The sequence below is a fragment of the Actinomyces sp. ICM47 genome (genome assembly GCF_000278725.1).
Lineage (GTDB): Bacteria > Actinomycetota > Actinomycetes > Actinomycetales > Actinomycetaceae > Pauljensenia.
In genome coordinates, this window is the sequence record NZ_ALCA01000120.1 from 1 (window position 1) to 21,982 (window position 21,982).

Below are 21,982 nucleotides of genomic sequence, written 5' to 3' on the forward strand. Positions count from 1 at the left end.
GACCGTTGCGCGGCGCATCCCCTTGCTCGCGCGACACCTCGCACTCAGGAGGCGGTGCGCTTGACGTGACGACGCACAGCCAAATCATCGACGTAGGCACCGTCGGGACGCTCGAGCGGCAGCTTAGCGAGAGACCCCTCGACCTCACGCCAGACGCGTCCCACAGCGATACCGAAAACGCCCTGACCACCCTGTAGAAGATCAATGACCTCATCGGTCGATGTGCACTCGTAGACGGAGGCTCCATCGCTCATGAGGGTGATCGACGCCAGGTCGTCCACTCCCCTGTTCTGCAGGGAGCCGACGGCCACGCGCACCTGCTGCAAAGACACGCCTGCGTCCAGGAGCTTCTTCACGATCTTCAGAACCAGGATGTCTCGGAATGAGTAGAGACGCTGAGATCCAGAACCGCGCGCTGCACGGATCGAGGGCTGGAGCAAACCGGTGCGAGCCCAGTAATCCAGCTGGCGATAGGTGATGCCAGCAGCGCTGCACGCGATGGGTCCGCGATAGCCGACCTCGTCCGTTTCAATGCCCTCAAGCGGGTCGCCGAAAAGCATGCCTTGCCGAGATACGGCGCCGGCCTGTGCGCTCACTGTGGGACTCCTTGACGTTGGGTATTGATAAGAACAGGACTACGGTAGTGCACCGACAATGGGCGGTCAACGACCCTCCCGGCGCGTCTAACCTTGAGGTTAGAGATGGAGATTAACGATGAGAGTCAGATCCTCTCATCGGACAGCGCCGACACTGCCACCGTCAGCATCTCGCGATGCAGCTCAGCGAATAAATCACCCAGCTCAATCGCCCGCGCACGTGCCCGCTCGCGGTCAGCGCCACGGCCTCGTCCCCTCTGGGAGGACACCGTCTGGTCGATGATATCTGCGCTGCGCTCCGCACCCTGACGAACGGCGCGCAAGACACGCACGTCAACGCCCGCACACTCCAGGCGCGCGATCGCAGTGACAGCATGAACACACCGGGCCGGGAAATACCCCGCCAAGTCCGGGGTGATCAGGCCGAGGCGAGAATAGCGTTCAAGCGTGTCCATGTCGACGCCCGTCAGGTCAGCCAGATCGCTGGCCGGAATCGCGCGGCGCCCGCCCAAAGACACGGTCTGCCCCTCGGAGGATACGACCTGAGCGACGCGACGACGTGTGGGCGTGTGGCCAGCGTCGAGGGCATCGAGCTGCGAGCGGATCACGCTCAGAGGAGTGAACGAATCACGCTGCTCAGCCAGGACGTAGCGAAGACGCTCCACGTCTGCGGCGGAGTACTTACGGTAGCCCGCCCCCGTGCGCGCGGGGTTCACGAGTCCCTCGCTCTCTAGATAGCGAACTTTCGACAGTGAGATCGCGGGGAATTCTTCCGCCAACTCCTCAACGACACGCCCGATCGACAGCTCAGGGGAATGATCGGCGTCGTGAGGCCACGACGACACGCCCGCAGCGGGGCGCGCGTCGCGGATACGAGCAGCCGATCCTGTCACGTCAGGCCTGCTTGGTCGACGGCTGATAGGTTAGGCGATACTTGCCGATCTGAACCTCGTCGCCCGCACGCAGCTCGACGGAGTCAACGCGCTCACGATTGACGTAGGTGCCGTTGAGTGACCCCGAATCGCGCACGATGTGGCGTCCGTTCGAGGCGATGAACTGGCAGTGCTTACGCGACACGGTCACATCATCGAGGAAGATATCGGCTCGGGGCGAACGACCGGCGTTCGTCACATCGGGGTCGAGGAGGAAACGGGCACCCGTGTTGGGACCACGCTGAACGATCAGCAGGGCCGATCCGGCGGGCAGCGCCTCAACAGCCTCGCGATCACGGGCAGAGAGAGCAACCGGGGCCTCCTCGACGTCATCCGTGAGGGGCATCAGGCCGAAAACGGACGTTGCTGTAGGGTCAAAAGGCTGGTTGTCGGACATGGTGCGCTCCAAAGGTCTCATAACGGGACTGTCATATAAGTGTAAACGTTCACCATCCCGCAAGCACGGGCACGGTGACCTCCACATTCATTATAGGCCGGGGGGCGTTTATTCATAGGTTGCGTACTGGGCTGGACGCGGCGTGGCGAGGGAGTGAATCGTCACCGAATCGGTCGGGGTGATTGTCACCACGGCCCCCTTTGCGCGCATCTGTGAGGCGGAACCCGCCTGAATTTCCAGCGCGGTGGCAATCGTCTGAGAGTCACCAATGACCGTCCACGTGTATGGCGCCGCGATCGGGGTGCCATCGACGATGATTCCACCCGCCTGACCGGTGAAAGCCGAGCGCATCGTGAGGCGCACACCATTCAGATCGATGGCCTCGGCACCGGCATTACGCAACTCCCCCAGCGTCATGACAAACTGGGTGGGGCTGAGGGAAGCGCCGGGATCCGCGACTGAGATAGTCACCCCCGGTCCCTGGACAGCAACCGTGCCCGCAGCGATCTGAGCCTGCAACGCTGCTTTCGCGGACGCCTGCTCGCGCGCGTCCGCCTCACTAGCGGCGCTTTGGAGATCATCGAGTTCGCCGGCGAGTTCAGCGCGCCTACCCTGCAGGTTCTGCTCCTGGGTACCCAGCTCGTCCAGGAGGGTGACGAGGTCCTGCTCGGAGAGTCCCTCAAGGGGGTCAGAATGCTGGGCGCGTACCTGTGTCGCCAGGGCAAAACCGAGGATCATAAAGATGATGAGTATGACGATGTGCAGGCCACGCGGCAGAGCAAAGAAGGCTTCTCGTGCGCGCGCCCAGAGCCCGGGTCCTGTGTGAGACTCGCGGTAAGCGGGGCGCTTGCCGGTGGCGGCATCCGTTTCGAACGAGGCCTCGGCGAGGCTCTCTGGCGCGGCATCATCGACTACGGGGATCGCACGGGGCGTCTGGTCACTCATATCAGGCCTTCAGCAAGAGTCGGCGGATGGATGCGGTATTGGAGAAGATACGGATGCCCAGGACCACAACGACGGCGGTTGTCATGGCTGATCCCACGCCCAACTGAGAGCCGAGGAACACCAGGAGGCAGGCAACAACAACGTTCCAGAAGAAGGACGTGACGAACACACGGTCCGCGAACCTTCCTTCGAGCCACGCGCGCCCCGCGCCGAACAGTGCGTCCAAGCCTGCGACAACGGCAACGGGTAGGAAGGGCGCGAGCCAGGCGGGAACGGTGGGGTCAAGCAGGATGCCCAGGACGATTCCGATGATCAATCCGATGACGGCAATCACGATGTGGCTCCTTCGGTCGAAGCTGTGAGAAGTGTGGCGTATTGGGGGGTGGTCGGGGCGAGCGCGTCCATCGAGAGGGAAGGCGCAACCTTTGTGGAGACGGTCATGCCGGTCACCGATTGGGCTGCGGACAGATAGTCGCCCGTGTTGCCGCGTACGAGGGCGACGGACAGCGCGTTTGAGTCTCCGATGGCGCTGACGATGTAGGGAGAGGACACGGGCGTGATGTTCACCAGGATAACGGAACCCGCCGTACGTACGAAGGTGGTCGGTCCGATCCGCTGCCCGTTGATCGACACCGCTTCAGCGCCAGCGCCCCACATGGCGTTGACGACCATGGCCAGGTCCTGGTCGCGCACAGCACCGCTCCCCTTGCCGGGCGTGGCTCGGTCCGTCAGGGTCACGGTGATACCGGGACCGCTCACGGCGCTCGCCCCAGTCGCCAGAGCCAGAGCATGGTCGGTCTGTGTGGTCGGCCCGGAGCGAGAGTATCCGTCGATCGCACGCCCGAGGGACTGCACCTCGTCGTCCAGGGTCGCGACCTGAGCGGAGCGCTGCGCCGCCTGATGCTTGAGGTCAGCCTTGACGTCCCCGACGGGGGTACGCAGGGAGACGGTGGCCACGACGGATCCGAAGCCGAGGGCAACAGCAACGATGAACACGCCCAGCCGCCCGACGAATCGGTTTGGCGTGGGTCCGTGCTCAGCTCTGTAGTGCTCGTAGCCCGCGTCGAGGGGGTTGGTCAGCATCGATGTTAGGAGTGACATCGATGCAGCGGGGTCCAGTCCCGAGGCCCTGGTAGCCTCGTTCTCCTCCCTTGCTTCCTCGTGGCGTTCCTCGTGCAGCGTCACTGATCGTGCTCCCAGCGGTGCTGGACACGCTCGCGGCGCTCGAAGTCGTCGAGATGCTCGACGACGATGCGGCGCAGCTGTGCTGGGGCGTCCTCGTGGGCGTCAAGCCAGGAGCGCAGCAGTGTCACACTTGCTTCGACGCTGCCCTCACGCGTTACGTCGACGCTGAGGTCGAGCACGCCGCTCACGTAGCGCAGCGCCATGCCGATCGTGTGCCTCTCCCAGTATTCGCGCATGCGCGCCACGGCCTCGGCCACGCCGGAGGACCCCTCCCAGGAGGACGCCTGGAGGCCCGCGAGGGTCGCGCTCAAGTAGTCATTAGATAGGGTATCTGACATCACCGACGCCCAGGCGCGGGAGCGGGTTGTCTCCTCGGGCAGGGAGGCGATAGCCTCGACAGCCATACGGGCAGCCTCTCCGGAACCATCGGCATCGCGCCAGGCGAGGATCGTCTGCTCGTCAACGAGGCCTCGGGCAGCCAGCGCTCGGCGCGCACGCCAGGCAATATCGGGGTTGTCGACAGCAGCGAAGCCGCGCACCATGGCCTCGTACTCGTCTCCGCCTCGGGCGGCGAACTCAGCGATGAACGCGCGCGTGTAGGCACGCCACGCGTCCGCGTCGCTGGCGACGGATTCCCTCGCCAAGCGAATGGTGGTGGCCAGCACTTGGTCGTGCGATTCGGCGCGGACGCTTCCGGGCAGGAAGGAGGACAGGGCCTCGGCCACAAAGAGCAGCAGACGGTCGCGGATCGCAGGTTCGGTCTCGGTGGGCACAGCACCCAGGACGGCAGCGATGAAGCGGCGCGGATCAAGCAGGCCGTCGCGGACCGCGTTCCACAGGGACGCCCAGATGACCGCTCGGGTGATGGGTGCGTTGATCGTGCCGACGTAGGCCAGAGCGACGTCGGTGGAGCGCTCATCCAGACGAGAGATCGCGTAAGTGAGGTCGTCGTCGTTGATGACGACGAGGTCAACGAAGGCAGCACCACCCGGAATGGCGAGCACTCCCTCGGGGTCGATGGGTGTGTTCTCAGCGTCGATACGGACGTCGAAAACATGGGTGCGCTCGAGGGTACCGTCGGCAGCACGCCAGGTCGAGACGGTCACACGGTGGGGACGCAGGACACCGCCGCATGCCTCGCCACCCTGATGGAGAGTGAAGTTCGTGATTGCGCCGACGGGGTCGGTTTCCCACGAGGCAGACAGCGTCGAAGGGCCGGGAGTATCCAGCCAGGCGCTCTTCCACGAACCCAACTCCTGGTGGGACGCCTCCTCGAGTGCCTCGAGCAGGTCACCCAGGCTGGTCGCACCGAAGCGATGCTTGTCGAAGTAGCGTCGGGCACCCTCGTAGAACGCATCCTCTCCAACCCACGCGACCAGCTGCTTGAGGACGGCGGCCCCCTTGGCGTAGGTGATGCCATCGAAGTTGGTCTTAGCGGCGGCCACGTCCGGGATGTCGGCGGCGATCGGGTGTGTCGTAGGCATCTGGTCCTGCGTGTAGGCCCAGATCTTTCGGTTCATCGCGAAGTTCGCCCACTCCCCCGTGTACTGGGTTGCTGTCGCGATTGCGCTGGCCCCCTGGTTCTCTGCGAAAGACTCCTTGAGCCACAGGTCGTCCCACCATGCTGGGGTCGCCAGGTCACCGAACCACATGTGGCACATCTCGTGCAGGGTCGTGTTCGCGCGGCGCTGGCGTTCGGAGAAGGTCGGCGTGGAGCGGGAGATGTAGGACTCGTTGAAGGTAATGCAGCCGGGGTTCTCCATGGCACCCAAGTTGTATTCGGGCACGTAGATCTGGTCGTAGGAACCCCAGGGGAAGGTAATGCCGTAGCGCTCGTGGAAGAAGTCCAGGCCCGCGCATGTCACCTCGAAGACGTCCTCGGAGTCGAGGTAGCGCGCGAGCGTGCGTCGGCAGGCCAGGCGCAGGGGCAGCTCGACGTGCCCGCCATCGGCACCGCCACCGCTCCACGTGGGACCCTCGATGACCGCCCAGGGACCCGCGACAACCGCGGTGATGTAGCTGGAGAGCGGGGGTGTCGTGGAAAAATCGCGGCGCGTCACTCCGTCAGCGGTGGTCTCAACGCCGACCTCGACGCCGTTGGAGAAGACGACCCAATCCTGGGGCGCGATGACGTGGAAGGTCCACGCAGGCTTGACGTCTGGCTGGTCGACGCACGGCCACGCGCGGTGAGCGTCGTTGGGTTCAAACTGCGTATAGAGGTAAACCTCTCCGTCTTCGGGGTCCGCGTAACGGTGCAGGCCTTCACCGCTGCGCGAGTAGCGCGCGAGCGCTCGCACCTCGAGGGTGGCGGTCTCCCCCACTGGCAGGCCGGACACCCAGACACGGTCTTCTTCGTCGTCGAAGGGGTGATCCGCTCCGTTGAGCAGAACGGCTTCGACCTGTCCCGCGATGTCAATGAATGTGCGTTCCTCGCGCGCGACCAGCGTCAGAATGGAGGTGACGGGGTAGGTCTCTCGCGAGGTGTTCATGGCACCCGAAACGTCAACGGTGACGTCGATGGCGGACACCTCGAGGGTGGCAGCGCGGTGTGCTGCTTCGTTGCGTGTCAAGATCTGCATGACTCCTATCCTACTGTGTCACCGAACATGCGCGTGCTACACGGGGGCGCGTAGACGAACTAGAGTAGAGACATGACCTCAGTGATTGATATCCGTCCGTCCATCGATCCGATCCCGCTCGTGCGTGCCCTGGCAGGCCTCGAGGTCCAGGGGTTCTACGGCGCGGACGGTGCCCCCACGCCGCTCGACACCGCCGACCTGGCGATCTCGGGCGTAACCGTTTCCTCCGATGACTGCGAATCCGGCTGGATGTTCGTGGCGATCCCCGGCCTGACCCAGCACGGCATCCGCTTCGCCCACGCGGCCATCGAAGCCGGTGCCACCGTGATTCTCACGGATGAGGCCGGCCGCGAGCAGGCCAGTGAACGAGGCTTGGGCGTGCCGGTCGTTCAGGTGGCTGATCCGCGAGGCATCGTCCCCGCCCTGTGTGACAACGTCTACTCGGCCCCGGCCTCGCGCCTGACGACCATGGCCGTGACGGGCACGAATGGCAAGACGACGACCTCGTACCTGATGCGCGCGGCCATCGCCTCGCGTTTCCCCGAGGCTTCCCTGTGCGGCACTGTCGAAACCCACGTCGGGCCAATCTCGTTCGAGGCCGTGCGCACGACCGCCGAGGCTCCCGTCATCGCCCGCTTCCTGGCCGCGACCGAGCAGTACGGCTGCGGTGCCGGTGTTATCGAGCTGTCGGCGCACGCCCTGTCCCTGCACCGCGTCGACGGCATCGTCTTCGACGTCGCCGCCTTCACGAACCTGCAGCACGACCACCTGGACTACTACGGCGACATGGAGCACTACTTCGCTGCCAAGGCCCTGCTGTTTACCCCCGAGCACTCCCGCGCCGGCGTCGTGTGCGTCGACGACGAATGGGGTCGTCGCCTGGCGAAGCAGGCGACCGTACCGGTGACAACCGTGTCAGCCCTGACGAGCGAAAGCGCCGACTGGCAGGTCCGTGACATCGCGCCAGACCAGTCCATCGGGCGCACGGTCTTCACGCTCGTCGACCCCACCGGCACCGGCCACCGCGTTGCAATGCCCATCCTGGGTGAGGTCAACGTCCAGAACACCGCGGTCGCCATCGTGTCCGCGGTGACCCTGGGCATCGACCTGGCCGACGTCATCACGTCCGTCGAAAATGCACCCCAGATCCCCGGACGCATGGAGAAGGTCAACCCGACCCCCGGTGCCCAGCCCCTCGTGATCGTCGACTACGCGCACACCCCCGAGGCTCTCGAGTGGACGCTGCGCTCAACGCGCGAGCTGACCCCCGGCAAAGTCGTCATCGTCTTTGGCACCGACGGCGACCGCGACGCGACCAAGCGTGAGCATTTGGCGCAGATCGCGGCACGCGAGGCCGACATCCTGTGGGTCACGGACGAGAACCCGCGCACCGAGGATCCTCAGTCTATCCGTGACTATCTGCTGCGTGGCATCGCCTCCGTGCGCCCCGGCATGGAGGACGTCACCGAGGTTACGACGTGCCGACGCGACGCCGTGCGCCGCGCCATCCTGGCGGCCAAGCCCGGCGACACCGTCATCATTACGGGCAAGGGCGCTGAGTGGTACCAGGAAATCCAAGGAATCCACCACCGCTACAACGACGTGCCCGCCGCCGCCGAGGTCCTCGCCTGCGACGTCCGCTCCCACGAGTAGCGGTAATAAACCTGTGAACTGGCGCGCCACGGGGGTCCCCATTCGACCCGCGCGGCGCGCCACGCCGTAGACTGGGCGGGTGAACGACTTCGATACGCAGCACGGCGCGACCCACATTCCCGGGGACGACACAGCCGACGCCTACACCGCGGACCAGGCCCCGGCCTCGTCTGAGATGATCGACCTGACCGACGATGACGCTGCGGCCCGCGCCCGCGTCATGCGCGCCAACCTCGACCAGTTCGACCTGGATGACGAGGACTTGGCGCTGCTGTCCGGCGAGGTTGAGTTCGACGATTCCGGCGATGTCGCGGCGGGCCTGCCGGTCCTCGCCGTCGTCGGTCGACCCAACGTCGGCAAGTCCACGCTGGTGAACCGCATCCTGGGGCGCCGCGAGGCCGTTGTCCAGGACACGCCCGGCGTAACGCGCGATCGTGTCTCCTACCCCGCTGAGTGGGCCGGGCGTGACTTCACGCTGGTGGACACGGGTGGCTGGGAAATCGACGTGAAGGGCCTGGATCGCTCGGTCGCCGAGCAGGCCGAGATCGCCGTGGACCTGGCCGACGCGGTCGTACTGGTCCTCGACGCGACGGTCGGTGTGACGGCGTCGGATGAGCGTATCGTCGAGATGCTGCGCTCGAAGAAGAAGCCGATCATCCTGGCCGCCAACAAGGTCGATTCTCCCCTGCAGGAGGCTGACGCTGCCTACCTGTGGAGCCTCGGCCTGGGTGAACCCCACGCAATCTCCGCGCTGCACGGGCGTGGCACTGGTGACCTCCTCGACGTCGTCATGGATGTTCTGCCGGCAGAATCCGCCGTGGCCTCGGCGCTGCCCTCCGGTGGCCCGCGCCGCGTCGCCCTGGTTGGCCGTCCCAACGTCGGTAAGTCCTCACTGCTCAATTCGCTGGCTGGCGGCGAGCGCGTCGTCGTCAACGAGCTTGCGGGTACAACCCGCGACCCCGTCGACGAACTCATCGAGCTGGACGGACGTTCCTGGTGGTTCGTCGACACCGCCGGCATCCGCCGTAAGATGCACCGTACGACCGGCGCGGACTACTACGCGTCCATCCGCACGCAGGCCGCTATCGAGAAGGCTGAGGTCGCCCTGGTTCTCATTGACGGGTCCGCTCCCCTGACCGAGCAGGACGTACGCGTCGTCCAACAGGTCATCGACGCAGGCCGAGCGCTCGTCATCGTCACCAACAAGTGGGACCTGGTGGATGAGGATCGCCAGAAGGAGATCAAGAACGAGCTGGAGCGAGAGCTGGTGCAGGTCCAGTGGGCACCGCGTATCAACCTGGCGGCCAAGACCGGCTGGCACACCAACCGCATCGTGCGCGCGCTCGACGCCGCCCTCGAGGGCTGGGAAACCCGCATCCCGACGGGCCAGCTCAACGCGTTCCTCGGCCAGCTCGTGGCCGCGCATCCGCACCCGCTGCGCGGAGGCAAGCAGCCCCGAATCCTCTTTGGCACGCAGGCGTCGAGCAAGCCCCCGCGCTTTGTCCTGTTTACGACCGGGTTCCTGGATCCGGGCTACCGCCGCTTCATCGAGCGCCGCCTGCGCGAAACCTTCGGCTTCACGGGCACGCCCATTCAGATCTCGGTGCGTGTGCGCGAGAAGCGCCGCCGCTAGGGACACCTCCTGTGCATAGCTGACGCGCGCATCGCCCTATCCACAGGGGTGGTGCGCGCGTCGGCGTTATCCACAGGGGGCACAGTGGCGTTTGCCCGAACGCGAGGGGAACGCGCAGGATGGGGCTATGAACGCCTCTGTTGAATGCCCGGTTTCCGTTCTCCTTCCCGATGGCCTGACGCTGTGCGAGGACGGCCTCGTGCGTCCCACCTGGGCGTCCCACGACCGCCTCCTGCGTGACTACTACGACGACGAGTGGGGGGTGCCGGTCCACGACGAGGCCGGCGTGTTTGAACGTCTCGCCCTCGAAGGATTTCAGGCGGGCCTCTCGTGGCGCACTGTCCTCGCCAAACGTGAGGCATTCCGGGAGGCTTTCGGGGGCTTCAGCCCCGACGCCGTCGCCGCTTTCACTGACGAGGACATCGACCGCCTCGCATCCAACCCCGCCATTATCCGCAACCGCCGCAAGATCGAGGCTGCGATTATGAATGCGCGGGCCACGCTCGCTCTGCGTGACGTGGACGAGGCCCACTCCCCCGATGCCTCCCACCTGGGAGCGCTCGTGTGGTCGTATCGTCCCGAGGCCGACCCACGTCCGACCTGTGCGGACGAGGTTCCCGCAGCTCTACCCGAATCGCGTGCCCTGGCTGCCGATTTGAAGGCTCTCGGGTTCCGCTTCGTTGGACCCACAACGATGCTCGCTCTCATGGCCGCGATCGGCATCGTCAACACCGACATCGTGGGTACACACCGCCGACCGGTCTGACCCACATGTTCGCGCACTGTCGTTATCTGGCATGATGGAACCATGGCACTTTCCAAGAAGCTCCTCAGTCAGGACGAGGTCGTCGTCCGCCACATGCACACCCATATCAAGGTCATCCTGCCTCAGATCATCGGTGAGATTCTCCTGGTGCTCGCAGCCACCGTCGGTTCGTTCTACGTCCCGGAAGACTCGCGCTCCTGGGCGCTGCCGACCATTTGGATCGTGGTTCTGATTCTGACGGTGCCCTTCCTGTTGATCCCGTGGGTCAAGTGGATCAGTTCCACCTACACGGTGACCACCAAGCGCATTATCACCCGCAAGGGCGTCTTTACTCGCACGGGTCATGACCTTCCGCTCACGCGTATTTCCGACGTTCAGTTGGAAAAGAATGTCGACGACCGCCTGTTCGGCTGCGGCACGCTCGCCCTGCAGACCTCGGCGGACGATCCGCTGCTGCTGCGTGACGTCCCCAAGGTTGAGATGGTCCAGGTTGAAATCTCGAACCTGATCTTCCACGATATTCAGGGAGCCATCGACGCGGATCCAACGAACTGATCACACCACGCCAAACCGCGTCCCCACATGCGAATAGACTGGTCTCATGTTCGATGTTCATGGTTTCGAAATGACGGTCTTTAAGCTCCTGATCGGTATCATCCTGATCGTCCTCCACCTGCGCCTCACGGGCAAGCAGCAGACGACCCAGCTGACACCGATCGACTTTATCGGGAACTTTATCCTCGGTGGCGTTATCGGCGGCGTCATCTACAACCACGCAATCTCGTTCGCGGAGTACATCAGCTTCCTGCTCGTCACCTTTGGAATCATCTCCGGTCTGAACTACCTGACGTCGAAGTTCATGTCGACCCGCTCGCTCGTGATGGGAAAGGCGTACAGGATCATCGAGGGCGGGCGTTTTACTCAGGACGCGCTCGACAGCTCGGATCACAAGCTCGACCCAGTCGAGTTTCTCGCAGAGCTACGCGGCATGGGCATCTTTTCACTGAGCGACATCAGCCTCGCACAACGCGAAGCCAACGGTTCGCTGACCGTTCGGCGCATGGATGAAGGCGACGTGAACTACCTCCTGGTGTCGAACGGTCAGATTGTCAGTGACAACATGGAGTTGGCTGGTCGTAGCGACAAGTGGTTGCGCGATGAGCTCGAGCAGGCGGGTGCGGGTGCCCTCGAGAATCTGTTCCTGGTTGAGCTTGATGCTCATCGTCATCTCACCATCGTCGATCAATCGGGGCTGACGACTTCGTCGGCCATCTCCGATGCCGCTGTCGATGAAGTGACAACCGTGACCGAATTTGATGATCCTGGCACACAGACTGCCACGCTTGAGAATTTCATTCCCGCCGATGCGCAGCCGGACGAGGCGTCTTCGCAGACGAATAACTGACCGTCGCAATAGTGTGTCGGTGTTTCCCCGGCCTCATCGCCATTGACGAGGCCGGGGGTGCCCGGGTGGGTGTGTACCCGTTTGTGGCGGTATCGGAAGGGGCCGAACCGCCGAGGTAGGTCGAAATTATCCCCGTCGACAACTTCGACCTAGGGCACAGTTTAGCTCATGCACGCATATAAAATGATGCGCTTCACATCGCAACATAGCCGCGTTCACCTGCGTAATTCTGCGGATAATTGCTCACAAACTGCCATTTACCGAGGATGATACCCAGTTGATAGGCACATCACGTTTCGATAACAAAGATTGTCCGACAAATTAAAATCGGGACAGAGGTCCCCCACGGTGCGCGAGCAGCGGGATTTGAGAACGCGGGATTAGCCCCAGGTACTGTGGTCGGCGGGTGACGGAGTTCGTTGCTGCGGAGTTGGGAAACCGCGCACGCTACGCTCGGATTATCCAGATCATCCAACAGCACCTCATCTGGCCATGCTTTATCCGCACGTTAACCCGCTATTCCGAGCCTGGGCAGCCACGCCCACATACGGAACAGACGGCCCACGTGCGGAAGAGCCGGTTCACGTTCGAGCGAGGCACGGTACCTGGCCGCGAACACCCCCCGCCCACGTACGAAACAGGGGGTTCACATGCGGAACGCGTTGGAGTCCACGTCGTTGTCGCACGTGGATGAGCAACAAAAATCGCGAGAACACTCAGTGTTCTCGCGATTTCATCGTCGGGCTGGCGGGATTTGAACCCACGACCCCTTGACCCCCAGTCAAGTGCGCTACCAAGCTGCGCCACAGCCCGTATTTAGTTCGTCGCCTCAGCGACCTGTAGAACTATAGCGCACCTTTCGAATCGAGCGCAAACCGAGCAAAGTGGTCCGCGACACAGGATCGTGATGGTTCCGTGTTCTCATCCTGCACACGGCACGTACGAACCAGTATCGTCCGTCGGAATACAGTGAGTACCCATAGGCATGGGTCTACACTGTCGCTGGATCCCATTTGCCGTTGTTCCCCATTGGAAGGAACCGCCTCCATGACGTCCCGTCGCTTTCTCTCACTCGCCGCAGCATGCGCCATCGGCACGATGGCACTCGCTGTCCCTACGCTGCCCGTGCAGGCCGCGCCGACCTCCGCTAGCACCATCGTTGCTGTCGCGTCAGTCGCCCCGCAGACCGACGCCGTCTCGGTGAACCCAGCCCCGGCCTCGTCCCACAACGTTCTCGCGCCCACGAGGCGCTTCCGCTACCACGGAGGCAGAGGAAGCAGCGACCCGGTCTTCGGGACGATTTCGGTGATTATCTTTATCGGCGTGTGCGTCTGGAACGTATACAACCGTCGCAAGCGTACCCGGATCGCGCAGGAGCGGCTGCGACAGAACCCTCCCGCCTACGGAGGTCCCGCTGGGCCTCAGTATGGCGCGGTCGCCCCCACCTACAACGGCGGGGTTCCTTCCAGACCACAAGCGATGCCCTACCAGCCGAACGGCGGTGGCACACCGATGATGCCAAACACCGGCTACGGGTATGGGGGCGCTCCCGGCCAGCAGGGCTACTATCCGCCCCAGCAGGGCGGACAGGGCTACGGCCAGTACCCGCCCACCTACCGCTAGAGTGCGCCCCTCACCCGGCCCGCCCACAACCGATGCAAACACGATGAGGGCATGCCGAACGACACCGGCATAAACGACCCTCAGTCCGCAAACAACAATGTCGAGGGGTCCGAGCGATACGCTCGGACCCCTCACTGACGTTATGCGCTCAGGCTTCGCGAGCGGCCAGATCCTCATCCACGTAGGCCAGAATGGCCTCACACACGCCGGCGATGTCCAGGCCGGTCGAGTCGACTGTTTCGACGCCGGGCGCGGCGGTCATGAACTCGGAGACGGCGGAGTCGGCCTTGTCGCGGCCCTCAACCTGGGCGCGCACAATCTCCATGTGCTCCTCCGTCGCGTCACCGTAGAGCTCCAGGGTGCGCCGACGCAGACGCGCCTCCTGGTCAGCCAGCAGCAGGATGCGCACGTCTGCATCCGGACACACGACGGTCGTGATGTCGCGACCCTCGGCGATCATGCCAGAGCCTTGCTGACGTGCCTCCATCATGCGACGACGCTGCTCTGAGGCCATCCATGCACGTACCTTCAGGTTCGTGGAGATGTGCTTAATCGCCAGGGCGATGCGAGGTTCGCGGATTGCGGCGGTCACCTCGGTCTCCCCCACCCACACGTGCGGGTCGGCGGGATCGGACTGCAGGCGCAGAAGCATCTCGTTGGCAGCTGCGGCGACCGCGTCCGTGTCCTCGAGGTCGATGCCGCGGTCCAGCACGTACCACGTCAGCGCGCGATACATCGCCCCCGTGTCGAGATATCCGATGCCCAGTCGCGACGCCAGTTCCTTGGACACCGTGGACTTACCCGAACCCGCAGGGCCATCGATCGCAATGGTGATGCCAACGCGCGAGATCGCGTCCTGACGCAGCGTGTCGTTCATCCGTTCATTCTCCTCATCGAGGTTGTTCTAATGGGTGATGAGCCGCCAGCCCCGCTCCTGCAGGCCTGCGGCGCAGCGGTCAGCGACCGCCGGATCAATCATGACGCGAGCGACGCCGGCCTGCGCGCCAGCAGAGTGCTCAAGGACCAGGTCTTCGATGTTAATCGAGGCCTCGCCGAGCTCGCTGAACAGACGACCGAGGGCACCCGGCTCGTCCGGGATGAGCACCTCGACCTCACGGTACCGTGAGGGGGCACCGCCGTGCTTGCCGGGGATACGTGCCACGCCCTGGTTTCCGGCCGTCATGACGCGATTGATCGCGCCAACGCTGCCGCCGCGCAGCGGCCCCAGCTCGGCCGCCGCATCCAAGTGGTGTAGCAGATCGTCCAGGTCAGCGCGTAGCTCACGCAGAATCGAGGCTACCGGCCCCGCGTTCCCCGCCAGAATCGCCGTCCACAGGCGAGGATCCGACGCCGCAATGCGCGCCGTATCGCGCAACCCTTGCCCAGCCAGACCGAGTGCCTGCGCTGGAGCATCCACGAGGCGTGCCGCCAGCATTGAGGACACGAGCTGAGGTACGTGAGACACCAGCGCCACCGCATGGTCGTGCGTCCCCGCGTTCATCTCCAGGGGCACAGCACCCACATCCGTTGCGAGAGCACGCGCGGCCAGCAGCGCGCGCGGCCACGTCGTCTCGTGCGCCACGATAACCCACGGACGTCCGTAAAACAGGTCGGCGTCAGCTGCACCAGCACCGGAGCGCTCGCGGCCAGCCATCGGGTGGGAGCCGACGTACCGGCACGCCGCGTCCTCCAGACCGCGTTCCTCAAGCGTCGCGAGCACGTCGGCGACGACCGCGTCCTTCACCGAGGCGACGTCCGTGACGATCGCACCTGGGAAACGCAGGAGAGAATCTACGATGACACGATCAGCGACGTCAGGAGGCGTAGCCACCACGACGATGCGCGGAGCCTCGTAACCGGGCGCATCCGTTCCCGCATCCGCGTAGGCCACCCCGGCCTCGTCGATAGCGTCACCAAAGGCGACTCCCGCGCCCACGTCGGACGCAAGGCGCAGCGACGTCGGCGACGCGTCCTCGAGGTAGACGCGCACTCCCCCGGCTCGCAACGCCAGGCCGAGGGATGCACCCAGGAGGCCCGAACCAATGATAAGAACCGGGCCAACCGTGGAGACGACGCGCGTGGGTGCGCTCACAGGCCGACGGCCCCGTACAGCGCGGTCAAGGCATTGCCTTTGACGCGACGAGTCGTGCCCTGCTTGAGGTGATCGAGGGAGATTGGGCCGAAGCCGGTGCGCACGAGTTCGCGCACGGGGTAGCCGACGGCCTCCATCATGCGGCGCACCAGGCGGTTGCGGCCCTCGTGCACGACGATCTCAACGGTCGTGATGTCGCCGTAGGTGTCAACGATGCGGAAGGCGTCAACCTTGATGGGGCCGTCCTCCAGCTCGATACCGTTCATGAGCTTACGCTTGACGCCGGGCTTCACGTCGCCGTGCAGGCGCGCCACGTAGGTCTTGCGGATCTCATACTTGGGGTGGGTGAGGCGATTCGCCAGCTCGCCGTCGTTGGTGAGCAGCAGCAGACCGGACGTATCAATGTCGAGGCGACCCACGTGGTAGAGGCGCTCGGGGTAATCAGCGATCAGATCGGCAATCGAGGGGCGTCCCTCCGGGTCGCTCATCGTAGAGACGGTCCCAATCGGCTTGTTGACGGCCAGCACAATGTGCTTCGTCTCGTCGAGAATCAGGCGCTCGCCGTCGACGTGAATGACCTGCGTTGCGGGGTCAACGCGCACGCCCTGGCTGCGCACGACCGTGCCGTCGACGCTCACGCGGCCATCCGCGATCATCTGTTCGGACGCGCGCCTGGACGCGACGCCGGCCTGGGCGAGTACCTTCTGCAGGCGCACGCCCCCCTCGGTGTAGGGGTTAGCCCTCATAGTTCTTCCTCCAATTCATCCAGCGCATCGGCGCTCGGCAAGTAAGGTGCCAAGGGTACCAGCTCTGACAGGCTCGTCATCCCCATTTTCTCAAGAAACTCCCCGGTCGTGCCGTATAGGCGCGCCCCGGACGGTGTCGTACCTGTCTCTTCCACGAGTCCTCGGGCAAGGAGGGTGCGCACGACGCCATCGACGTTGACGCCGCGGATACGGGCGATCCGAGCGCGCGAGATCGGCTGGCGGTAGGCAATGACTGCCAGCGTTTCGAGTGCGGCTTGCGAGAGCCGCGCGTGGGAGGAGCCGACAACGAAACGTCCGACGACGTCGGCGTAGGCGCGCGCGGAATAGATGCGCCAGCCGCCCGCCACTTCGCGCAGCTCGAAGCCGCGGACTCGGGCACCGCCTTCCCCCAGGTACTCGTGCGCCAGGGCGCGCAGCGTTGCCTCAACGTCCGCAACCTCCGTTCCCAGCGCGGCTGCCAGGTCCTCGGGAGTGACAGGCTCCGAGATGACCATCAGGATCGCCTCAATCGGGGCGCGCAGATCGTACTCACTCATCGGTATCGGTTCCTTCCGCTGCGGCTTCCTCATCCACCGACGAGGCCGTGGCACAGCCCGCGCTCACCTGACCGACGTCATCATCCACGTCGATGTCGACCTCCGCATCGGTCCCAGTCCACGTGATCGTGAGGGTTCCCAGGGCCTCGTCCTGGGCGAACTCGACAACACCACGCCGGTAGAGTTCCAGCAATGCCAGGAAGCGGGAGACGACGACGGCGCGCGTCGCAGCGTCGGCAACGAGGTCGCGAAACGTCATCTGTCCCTCCGCCGCGAGGGCGGTCGCCACGACGCGTGCCTGTTCACGCACGGGTACAACCGGGTCATGCAGGTGCCCAACCTGGACGGTGGGTACCGAGGCGGTAAGTGCGTCGGCAGCTAGGCGTGCGAGGTCCTGCGGGCTCGTGATCCACGCGAGTTCGGGCAGCAGGGTCGCAAAATGCGGCTCCAGGGGGACGTCGCGCGCCACATAGGTCTCGAAGTGCCTCATGCGCTCGCCGATGTCCTTCGAGGCTTCTTTGAAGGCACGGTACTGCAGGAGCCGGGAAAACAGCAGATCTCGGGCCTCCAGGTCGGCATCGCTCGCCTGCTCGTCTTCCTCAAAACGAGGCAGCAGGTGCGCGGCCTTCATGTCGAGGAGAGTCGCGGCGACCACCAGGAACTCCGTCGTACGAGACAGGTCAGGAGACGCCTTCATGAAGGCGATGAATTCGTCCGTCACCTGGGCGAGCGCCACCTCGGTGATGTCGAGCTTCTTACGCGCAATGAGCGACAGGAGCAGGTCGAAAGGACCCTCGAAGACGGGGAGGGAAACGGCGAAAAGCTCGAACTCCCCCTGAACCTCGATCGTGTCAGGCGGCGTCGCCACGGGCGATGATTTCACGCGCTAGTCGGCGGTACGCGTGCGCTCCCGCGTGGTTGGGCGCGTAGGAGATGATGGGTTCCGTCGCGACGGACGCGTCCGGGAACTTGATCGTTCGCCCGATGCGTGTGTCGAAGATGAGATCGCCAAAGGCTTCCTGCAGGCGCTCGAGAACCTCACGCGAGTGCAACGTGCGCAGGTCGACCATCGTCGCGACAATACCGTCGATCTTTAGACGCGGGTTGATGCGATCACGCACCGTCTCGATGGTCTCGACCAGCAGGGCCACGCCGCGCAGCGCGAAGAACTCGGCCTCCACAGGCACGATGACGCCGTGCGCGGCAGTCAGCGCGTTCACGGCAAGCAGGCCCAGCGAGGGCTGGCAGTCAATGAGGATAACGTCGTACTCCGCCTCCACGTGGCGCAGCACGCGGGCCAGGGCACTCTCACGCGCGACCTCGTTCACGAGCTGCACCTCGGCGGCGGACAAATCGATATTCGCCGGGAGGATATCCAGGTTTTCCGTGGCCGTCTGGCAGATTGTCGCGTGAACGTCGGCCCTCGGGTTCATGAGCAGCGTGTAGATGGTCTGGTCCATGTCGAGGGTATTAATCCCCAGGCCCACGGATGCGGCACCTTGCGGATCGAAGTCAACGATCAGCACGCGGCGACCGTACTCAGCCAGCGCGGCACCCAGGTTGATCGTGGTCGTCGTCTTACCGACGCCACCCTTTTGGTTACACATCGCGATCACGCGTGCGGGTCCGTGGCCCATCAGGGGCGCGGGCACAGGAAAATCGATCTGTCCGTCGGGCAGATCGTTCGTCAGCGTCGGATGCGAATTCTCGGTCACGTCACCATCCTAGGTCATTGGTCGGGTATCTCGTTGGTGCCACGCGCCCGGGGATGCGAGAGTGTAAAAACCTCGCGCAGAGCTGCAGCGGTCACCGCCGTATATATCTGCGTGGTTGCCACCGAGGCATGCCCCAGCAGCTCCTGCACCTCGCGCACGCTCGCGCCACCTTCGAGGAGATGGGTGGCAAATGAATGACGCATCGTGTGGGGGGAGATTTTCTCCCCCAGCTGCGCAGCCTCGGCTGCTCGCCGGATAGCGGTCCACGCGCTCTGGCGCGAGAGCGGGCCGCCCCGGGAGTTGAGGAAGAACGCGGTGGCCCCCCGGCCTCGCGCAGCCAGGGCGGGACGAGCACGTACCCGGTAAGCTTCCACGGCCTCGACCGCGAAAGAACCAACGGGCACGATCCGTTCCTTGCGGCCTTTGCCGAACAAGCGGACGACGGGCACATCCCCGTCGAGGTCGAGGTCGTCCGCGCTCAGGCTCACGGCTTCTGACACACGCGCGCCCGTCGCATAGAGCAGCTCCAGCAGCGCACAGTCGCGCAGGCCGATGGGTGAGTCGTCCGCGTGGGCAACGTCAAGGAGGCGGCCAACCTCGTCAACCGTCAAGGCCTTAGGCAGGTGACGCCCTTGGCGCGGCGCACGCAACTGGGCTGCTGGATCGACCCCTACGAGGCCTTCCGTAAGCGCATATTTGTGCAGGCCTCGGATCGCTGCCGAGGCACGGGCGACCGACGAGGCCGCTGCGGGACTTCCGGTCACCTCCCCAGACGCGAGCCTCATCGTGTAATCCTCGATGTCACGCGCATTCACGTCAGCGAGACTGACCACGCCGCGTTCACCCAGGTCGCGGGCATAACGCAACGCATCGCGGCGGTAGTTGGAAACAGTGTGAGCAGACGCGCCTTTCTCGACGCGAAGATAGTCCACCCACTCGTTCACGGCTGCTTCGAGGGAGGTCATAGCGACAGAGTAAGCGAGATTCCAACAAATGTGCGCAATCCCTATGCGCGTTCGCACATTTTCGCTAATATGTGACCCGGTAACCATTTCCTTTCCCCGATGTTGGGGCCTATATACGGCTGGAGGCCGACGTGACACTTCAATGGGACAATATTGACGATGCAGCTGTGAAGACCGCAAAGCTCCTCGCGGCAGACGCCGTTGAGCAAGCCGGATCCGGACACCCCGGTTCCGCCATCTCGCTCGCACCCGCCGCGTACCTCCTCTACAACAAGGTCATGAACGTCGATCCGGCCGATCCTCAATGGATCGGCCGTGACCGTTTCATCCTCTCCGCTGGCCACTCGTCACTGACCCAGTACGTCCAGCTCTACCTGACAGGCTTCGGCCTCGAGCTCGACGACATCAAGAAGCTGCGCACCGCCGGATCCCTGACACCGGGCCACCCCGAATACGGCCACACCAAGGGCGTTGAGATCACGACCGGTCCGCTCGGCACGGGCATCGCCTCCGCCGTCGGCTTCGCCATGAATGCCCGCCGCGTCCATGGCCTGCTTGACCCCGAGACCCCGCTCGGCGAGTCCGTCTTCGACCACAACGTCTACGTCATCGCCGGCGACGGTTGCTTCGAAGAGGGCGTCTCCGCCGAGGCCTCCTCGCTCGCGGGCACCCAGGAACTCGGCAACCTCACCGTCATCTGGGACGACAACCACATCTCTATCGAAGACAACACCTCCATTGCTTTCAACGAGGACGTCCTGGCCCGCTACGAGGCTTACGGCTGGCACGTCCAGCGCGTCGACTGGCTCGGCGAGGACGGCTCCTACGAGGAGAACACCGCCGCTCTGAATGAGGCTCTTGAGGCCGCCAAGGCCGAGACCACGAAGCCCTCGCTCATCGCACTGCGCACCATCATTGGCTGGCCCACCCCCGGTAAGCAGAACACCGGCGGCATTCACGGTTCGAAGCTCGGCGGCGAAGCCCTGTCGGGCCTCAAGGCCGCCCTGGGTGCGGACCCCGAGAAGATGTTCGACGTCGACGCTGCCCTCGTGGACGAGGTCCGCGCCCGCGCCACCGCCCGCGCCGCACAGTACCGCAAGGACTGGGACGCTCGCTTCGATGCCTGGAAGGCAGCCAACCCCGAGGGTGCCGCACTGCTTGATCGTCTCTCCGCCGGCCGCCTGCCCGAAGGCTGGGAAGCCTCGCTGCCCACCTTCGAAGAAGGCAAGGCGCTGGCGACCCGCGCCGCCTCCGGCCAGGTGCTCAACGCCATCGCTCCGGTGCTGCCCGAGCTATGGGGCGGCTCTGCCGACCTCGCCGGTTCGAACAACACCTTCATGAAGGGAGAGCCTTCCTTCCTCCCCGCGCACCGGTCCTCGTCGGCTTTCTCCGGCAACGAGTTCGGTCGCAACCTGCACTTCGGAGTGCGCGAGTTCGCGATGGGCGCAGCCCTGAACGGCATCGCCGCTGACGGCCTGACCCGCCCCTATGGCGGTACCTTCTTCGTGTTCTCCGACTTCATGCGCGGTGCCGTGCGCCTGGCCGCCCTCATGGACCTTCCGGTCACCTACGTGTGGACACACGACTCTATCGGCGTGGGCGAGGACGGCCCGACCCACCAGCCGATCGAGCACCTGGCTTCCTACCGCGCGATCCCGAACCTCGCTGTCGTGCGCCCCGCGGACGCGGCTGAGACGGCAGCCTCCTGGAAGGCGATCCTCGAGCAGTCCCACCCCGCCGCCATTATCCTGTCGCGCCAGAACCTGCCTAACCCCGCTCGTGGTGAAGGCACCGGTCTGGCCACCACCGAGGACCTGGCGCGCGGCGCCTACGTCCTGGCCGACACCGAGGGCACGCCCGACGTGATCCTCATGGCGTCGGGATCCGAGGTGTCCGTCGCTCTTGAGGCACGCGAAGCCCTGGCCGCCGAGGGTGTGGCTGCCCGCGTCGTGTCGGTCCCCTGCCTCGACTGGTTCGAGGCCCAGGATCGCGAATACCGCGACGCAGTCCTGCCCCCGTCGGTGCGCGCCCGTGTCTCCGTCGAGGCCGGCCTGGCCCTGCCCTGGTACCGCTGGATCGGCGACGCTGGTCGCGCGGTGTCCATCGAGCACTTCGGTGCCTCGGCTCCCGGCGAACTCCTCTTCAAGGAGTACGGCATCGACGCCGAGCACGTGACCGCTGCCGCGAAGGAAT

The 21,982-nt window shown here is 64.7% G+C and carries 21 protein-coding genes and 1 tRNA gene; 7 read left to right on the forward strand and 15 right to left on the reverse strand.

Translation table 11 applies throughout. The features are described 5' to 3' along the window. Positions 1–44: 44 nt before the first annotated feature. From HMPREF1136_RS08565 to pepN, 7 genes are all read right to left on the reverse strand, one after another. Entirely contained in the window at positions 45–596 is a 552-nt protein-coding gene (locus HMPREF1136_RS08565; RefSeq protein ID WP_009648958.1) for a MerR family transcriptional regulator, read from the reverse strand. Between the two features lie 125 nt (positions 597–721). Then, complete coding sequence (gene ftsR / locus HMPREF1136_RS08570; RefSeq protein WP_009648956.1) at positions 722–1,489, reverse strand: transcriptional regulator FtsR; 768 nt, start codon at positions 1,487–1,489, stop codon at positions 722–724. A 1-nt stretch (position 1,490) separates the two neighbouring features. Next, positions 1,491–1,925, reverse strand: a complete 435-nt coding sequence (locus tag HMPREF1136_RS08575; protein WP_034505589.1) for an FHA domain-containing protein — start codon at positions 1,923–1,925, stop codon at positions 1,491–1,493. A gap of 108 nt (positions 1,926–2,033) precedes the next feature. Continuing rightward, positions 2,034–2,870, reverse strand: a complete 837-nt coding sequence (locus tag HMPREF1136_RS08580) for a DUF881 domain-containing protein (RefSeq protein WP_009648969.1) — start codon at positions 2,868–2,870, stop codon at positions 2,034–2,036. Between the two features lies 1 nt (position 2,871). Then, entirely contained in the window at positions 2,872–3,204 is a 333-nt protein-coding gene (locus HMPREF1136_RS08585; protein WP_009648957.1) for a small basic family protein, read from the reverse strand. Beyond that, positions 3,201–4,055 carry a DUF881 domain-containing protein gene (locus HMPREF1136_RS08590; protein WP_009648964.1) on the reverse strand — a complete coding sequence of 285 codons (855 nt, stop codon included), beginning with the start codon at positions 4,053–4,055 and terminating at the stop codon, positions 3,201–3,203. The genes HMPREF1136_RS08585 and HMPREF1136_RS08590 overlap by 4 nt, the downstream gene beginning before the upstream one ends. After that, complete coding sequence (pepN, locus tag HMPREF1136_RS08595; RefSeq protein ID WP_009648959.1) at positions 4,052–6,634, reverse strand: aminopeptidase N; 2,583 nt, start codon at positions 6,632–6,634, stop codon at positions 4,052–4,054. The genes HMPREF1136_RS08590 and pepN overlap by 4 nt, the downstream gene beginning before the upstream one ends. A gap of 72 nt (positions 6,635–6,706) precedes the next feature. On the opposite strand from pepN, the gene HMPREF1136_RS08600 reads away from it, so the two are divergent. From HMPREF1136_RS08600 to HMPREF1136_RS08620, 5 genes are all read left to right on the forward strand, one after another. Continuing rightward, entirely contained in the window at positions 6,707–8,287 is a 1,581-nt protein-coding gene (locus tag HMPREF1136_RS08600; protein WP_009648968.1) for a UDP-N-acetylmuramoyl-L-alanyl-D-glutamate--2,6-diaminopimelate ligase, read from the forward strand. A 79-nt stretch (positions 8,288–8,366) separates the two neighbouring features. Further along, a complete protein-coding gene (gene der, locus HMPREF1136_RS08605; protein ID WP_009648975.1) occupies positions 8,367–9,920 on the forward strand; it encodes a ribosome biogenesis GTPase Der in 1,554 nt (517 codons plus the stop codon). A gap of 127 nt (positions 9,921–10,047) precedes the next feature. Further along, positions 10,048–10,686: a DNA-3-methyladenine glycosylase I gene (locus HMPREF1136_RS08610; RefSeq protein ID WP_009648955.1), complete on the forward strand. Its 639-nt coding sequence runs from the start codon at positions 10,048–10,050 to the stop codon at positions 10,684–10,686. A 42-nt stretch (positions 10,687–10,728) separates the two neighbouring features. Beyond that, positions 10,729–11,241 (forward strand): PH domain-containing protein, encoded by a 513-nt coding sequence (locus HMPREF1136_RS08615; protein WP_009648967.1) that lies wholly within the window; start codon positions 10,729–10,731, stop codon positions 11,239–11,241. A 46-nt stretch (positions 11,242–11,287) separates the two neighbouring features. Continuing rightward, positions 11,288–12,091 (forward strand): DUF421 domain-containing protein, encoded by an 804-nt coding sequence (locus tag HMPREF1136_RS08620; RefSeq protein WP_009648970.1) that lies wholly within the window; start codon positions 11,288–11,290, stop codon positions 12,089–12,091. Positions 12,092–12,830: 739 nt separating this feature from the next. Here HMPREF1136_RS08620 and HMPREF1136_RS08625 read toward each other — a convergent pair. Further along, positions 12,831–12,904, reverse strand: a tRNA-Pro gene (locus tag HMPREF1136_RS08625). A 234-nt stretch (positions 12,905–13,138) separates the two neighbouring features. Here HMPREF1136_RS08625 and HMPREF1136_RS08630 point away from each other — a divergent pair. Continuing rightward, the gene (locus tag HMPREF1136_RS08630; RefSeq protein WP_009648965.1) at positions 13,139–13,714 is read left to right on the forward strand and encodes a hypothetical protein; all 576 of its coding nucleotides are present in this window, start codon (positions 13,139–13,141) and stop codon (positions 13,712–13,714) included. 148 nt (positions 13,715–13,862) lie between these two features. Here the strand turns inward: HMPREF1136_RS08630 and cmk are convergent, their stop codons facing one another. Genes cmk through HMPREF1136_RS08665 form a run of 7 tightly spaced genes read right to left on the reverse strand, consistent with a single transcriptional unit; the run spans position 13,863 to position 19,789 of the window. After that, positions 13,863–14,591 (reverse strand): (d)CMP kinase, encoded by a 729-nt coding sequence (gene cmk, locus HMPREF1136_RS08635; RefSeq protein WP_009648966.1) that lies wholly within the window; start codon positions 14,589–14,591, stop codon positions 13,863–13,865. Positions 14,592–14,618: 27 nt separating this feature from the next. Next, on the reverse strand, positions 14,619–15,806 hold the full coding sequence (locus HMPREF1136_RS08640) for a prephenate dehydrogenase (RefSeq protein ID WP_009648972.1): 1,188 nt from the start codon (positions 15,804–15,806) through the stop codon (positions 14,619–14,621). Next, complete coding sequence (locus HMPREF1136_RS08645) at positions 15,803–16,552, reverse strand: pseudouridine synthase (protein WP_009648962.1); 750 nt, start codon at positions 16,550–16,552, stop codon at positions 15,803–15,805. The genes HMPREF1136_RS08640 and HMPREF1136_RS08645 overlap by 4 nt, the downstream gene beginning before the upstream one ends. Next, complete coding sequence (gene scpB / locus HMPREF1136_RS08650; protein ID WP_009648973.1) at positions 16,549–17,109, reverse strand: SMC-Scp complex subunit ScpB; 561 nt, start codon at positions 17,107–17,109, stop codon at positions 16,549–16,551. The genes HMPREF1136_RS08645 and scpB overlap by 4 nt, the downstream gene beginning before the upstream one ends. Then, entirely contained in the window at positions 17,102–17,977 is an 876-nt protein-coding gene (locus tag HMPREF1136_RS08655; RefSeq protein ID WP_009648961.1) for a segregation and condensation protein A, read from the reverse strand. The genes scpB and HMPREF1136_RS08655 overlap by 8 nt, the downstream gene beginning before the upstream one ends. Further along, on the reverse strand, positions 17,961–18,824 hold the full coding sequence (locus HMPREF1136_RS08660) for a ParA family protein (RefSeq protein ID WP_009648963.1): 864 nt from the start codon (positions 18,822–18,824) through the stop codon (positions 17,961–17,963). The genes HMPREF1136_RS08655 and HMPREF1136_RS08660 overlap by 17 nt, the downstream gene beginning before the upstream one ends. A gap of 14 nt (positions 18,825–18,838) precedes the next feature. After that, positions 18,839–19,789 (reverse strand): site-specific tyrosine recombinase XerD, encoded by a 951-nt coding sequence (locus HMPREF1136_RS08665; RefSeq protein ID WP_009648974.1) that lies wholly within the window; start codon positions 19,787–19,789, stop codon positions 18,839–18,841. Positions 19,790–19,920: 131 nt separating this feature from the next. On the opposite strand from HMPREF1136_RS08665, the gene tkt reads away from it, so the two are divergent. Further along, positions 19,921–21,982, forward strand: a 2,062-nt coding sequence (gene tkt, locus HMPREF1136_RS08670; RefSeq protein ID WP_009648960.1) for a transketolase, incomplete at its 3' end; no start/stop codon positions are given.

Bases quoted from the DNA above. Each gene is read 5' to 3' on its own strand.
- HMPREF1136_RS08615 (WP_009648967.1), top strand. From the start codon at position 10,729: ATGGCACTTTCCAAGAAGCTCCTCAGTCAGGACGAGGTCGTCGTCCGC.
- HMPREF1136_RS08630 (WP_009648965.1), top strand. From the start codon at position 13,139: ATGACGTCCCGTCGCTTTCTCTCACTCGCCGCAGCATGCGCCATCGGC.
- HMPREF1136_RS08610 (WP_009648955.1), top strand. From the start codon at position 10,048: ATGAACGCCTCTGTTGAATGCCCGGTTTCCGTTCTCCTTCCCGATGGC.
- HMPREF1136_RS08600 (WP_009648968.1), top strand. From the start codon at position 6,707: ATGACCTCAGTGATTGATATCCGTCCGTCCATCGATCCGATCCCGCTC.
- HMPREF1136_RS08580 (WP_009648969.1), bottom strand. From the start codon at position 2,870: ATGAGTGACCAGACGCCCCGTGCGATCCCCGTAGTCGATGATGCCGCG.
- pepN (WP_009648959.1), bottom strand. From the start codon at position 6,634: ATGCAGATCTTGACACGCAACGAAGCAGCACACCGCGCTGCCACCCTC.
- HMPREF1136_RS08620 (WP_009648970.1), top strand. From the start codon at position 11,288: ATGTTCGATGTTCATGGTTTCGAAATGACGGTCTTTAAGCTCCTGATC.
- cmk (WP_009648966.1), bottom strand. From the start codon at position 14,591: ATGAACGACACGCTGCGTCAGGACGCGATCTCGCGCGTTGGCATCACC.
- HMPREF1136_RS08575 (WP_034505589.1), bottom strand. From the start codon at position 1,925: ATGTCCGACAACCAGCCTTTTGACCCTACAGCAACGTCCGTTTTCGGC.
- HMPREF1136_RS08665 (WP_009648974.1), bottom strand. From the start codon at position 19,789: ATGACCTCCCTCGAAGCAGCCGTGAACGAGTGGGTGGACTATCTTCGC.
- scpB (WP_009648973.1), bottom strand. From the start codon at position 17,109: ATGAGTGAGTACGATCTGCGCGCCCCGATTGAGGCGATCCTGATGGTC.
- HMPREF1136_RS08645 (WP_009648962.1), bottom strand. From the start codon at position 16,552: ATGAGGGCTAACCCCTACACCGAGGGGGGCGTGCGCCTGCAGAAGGTA.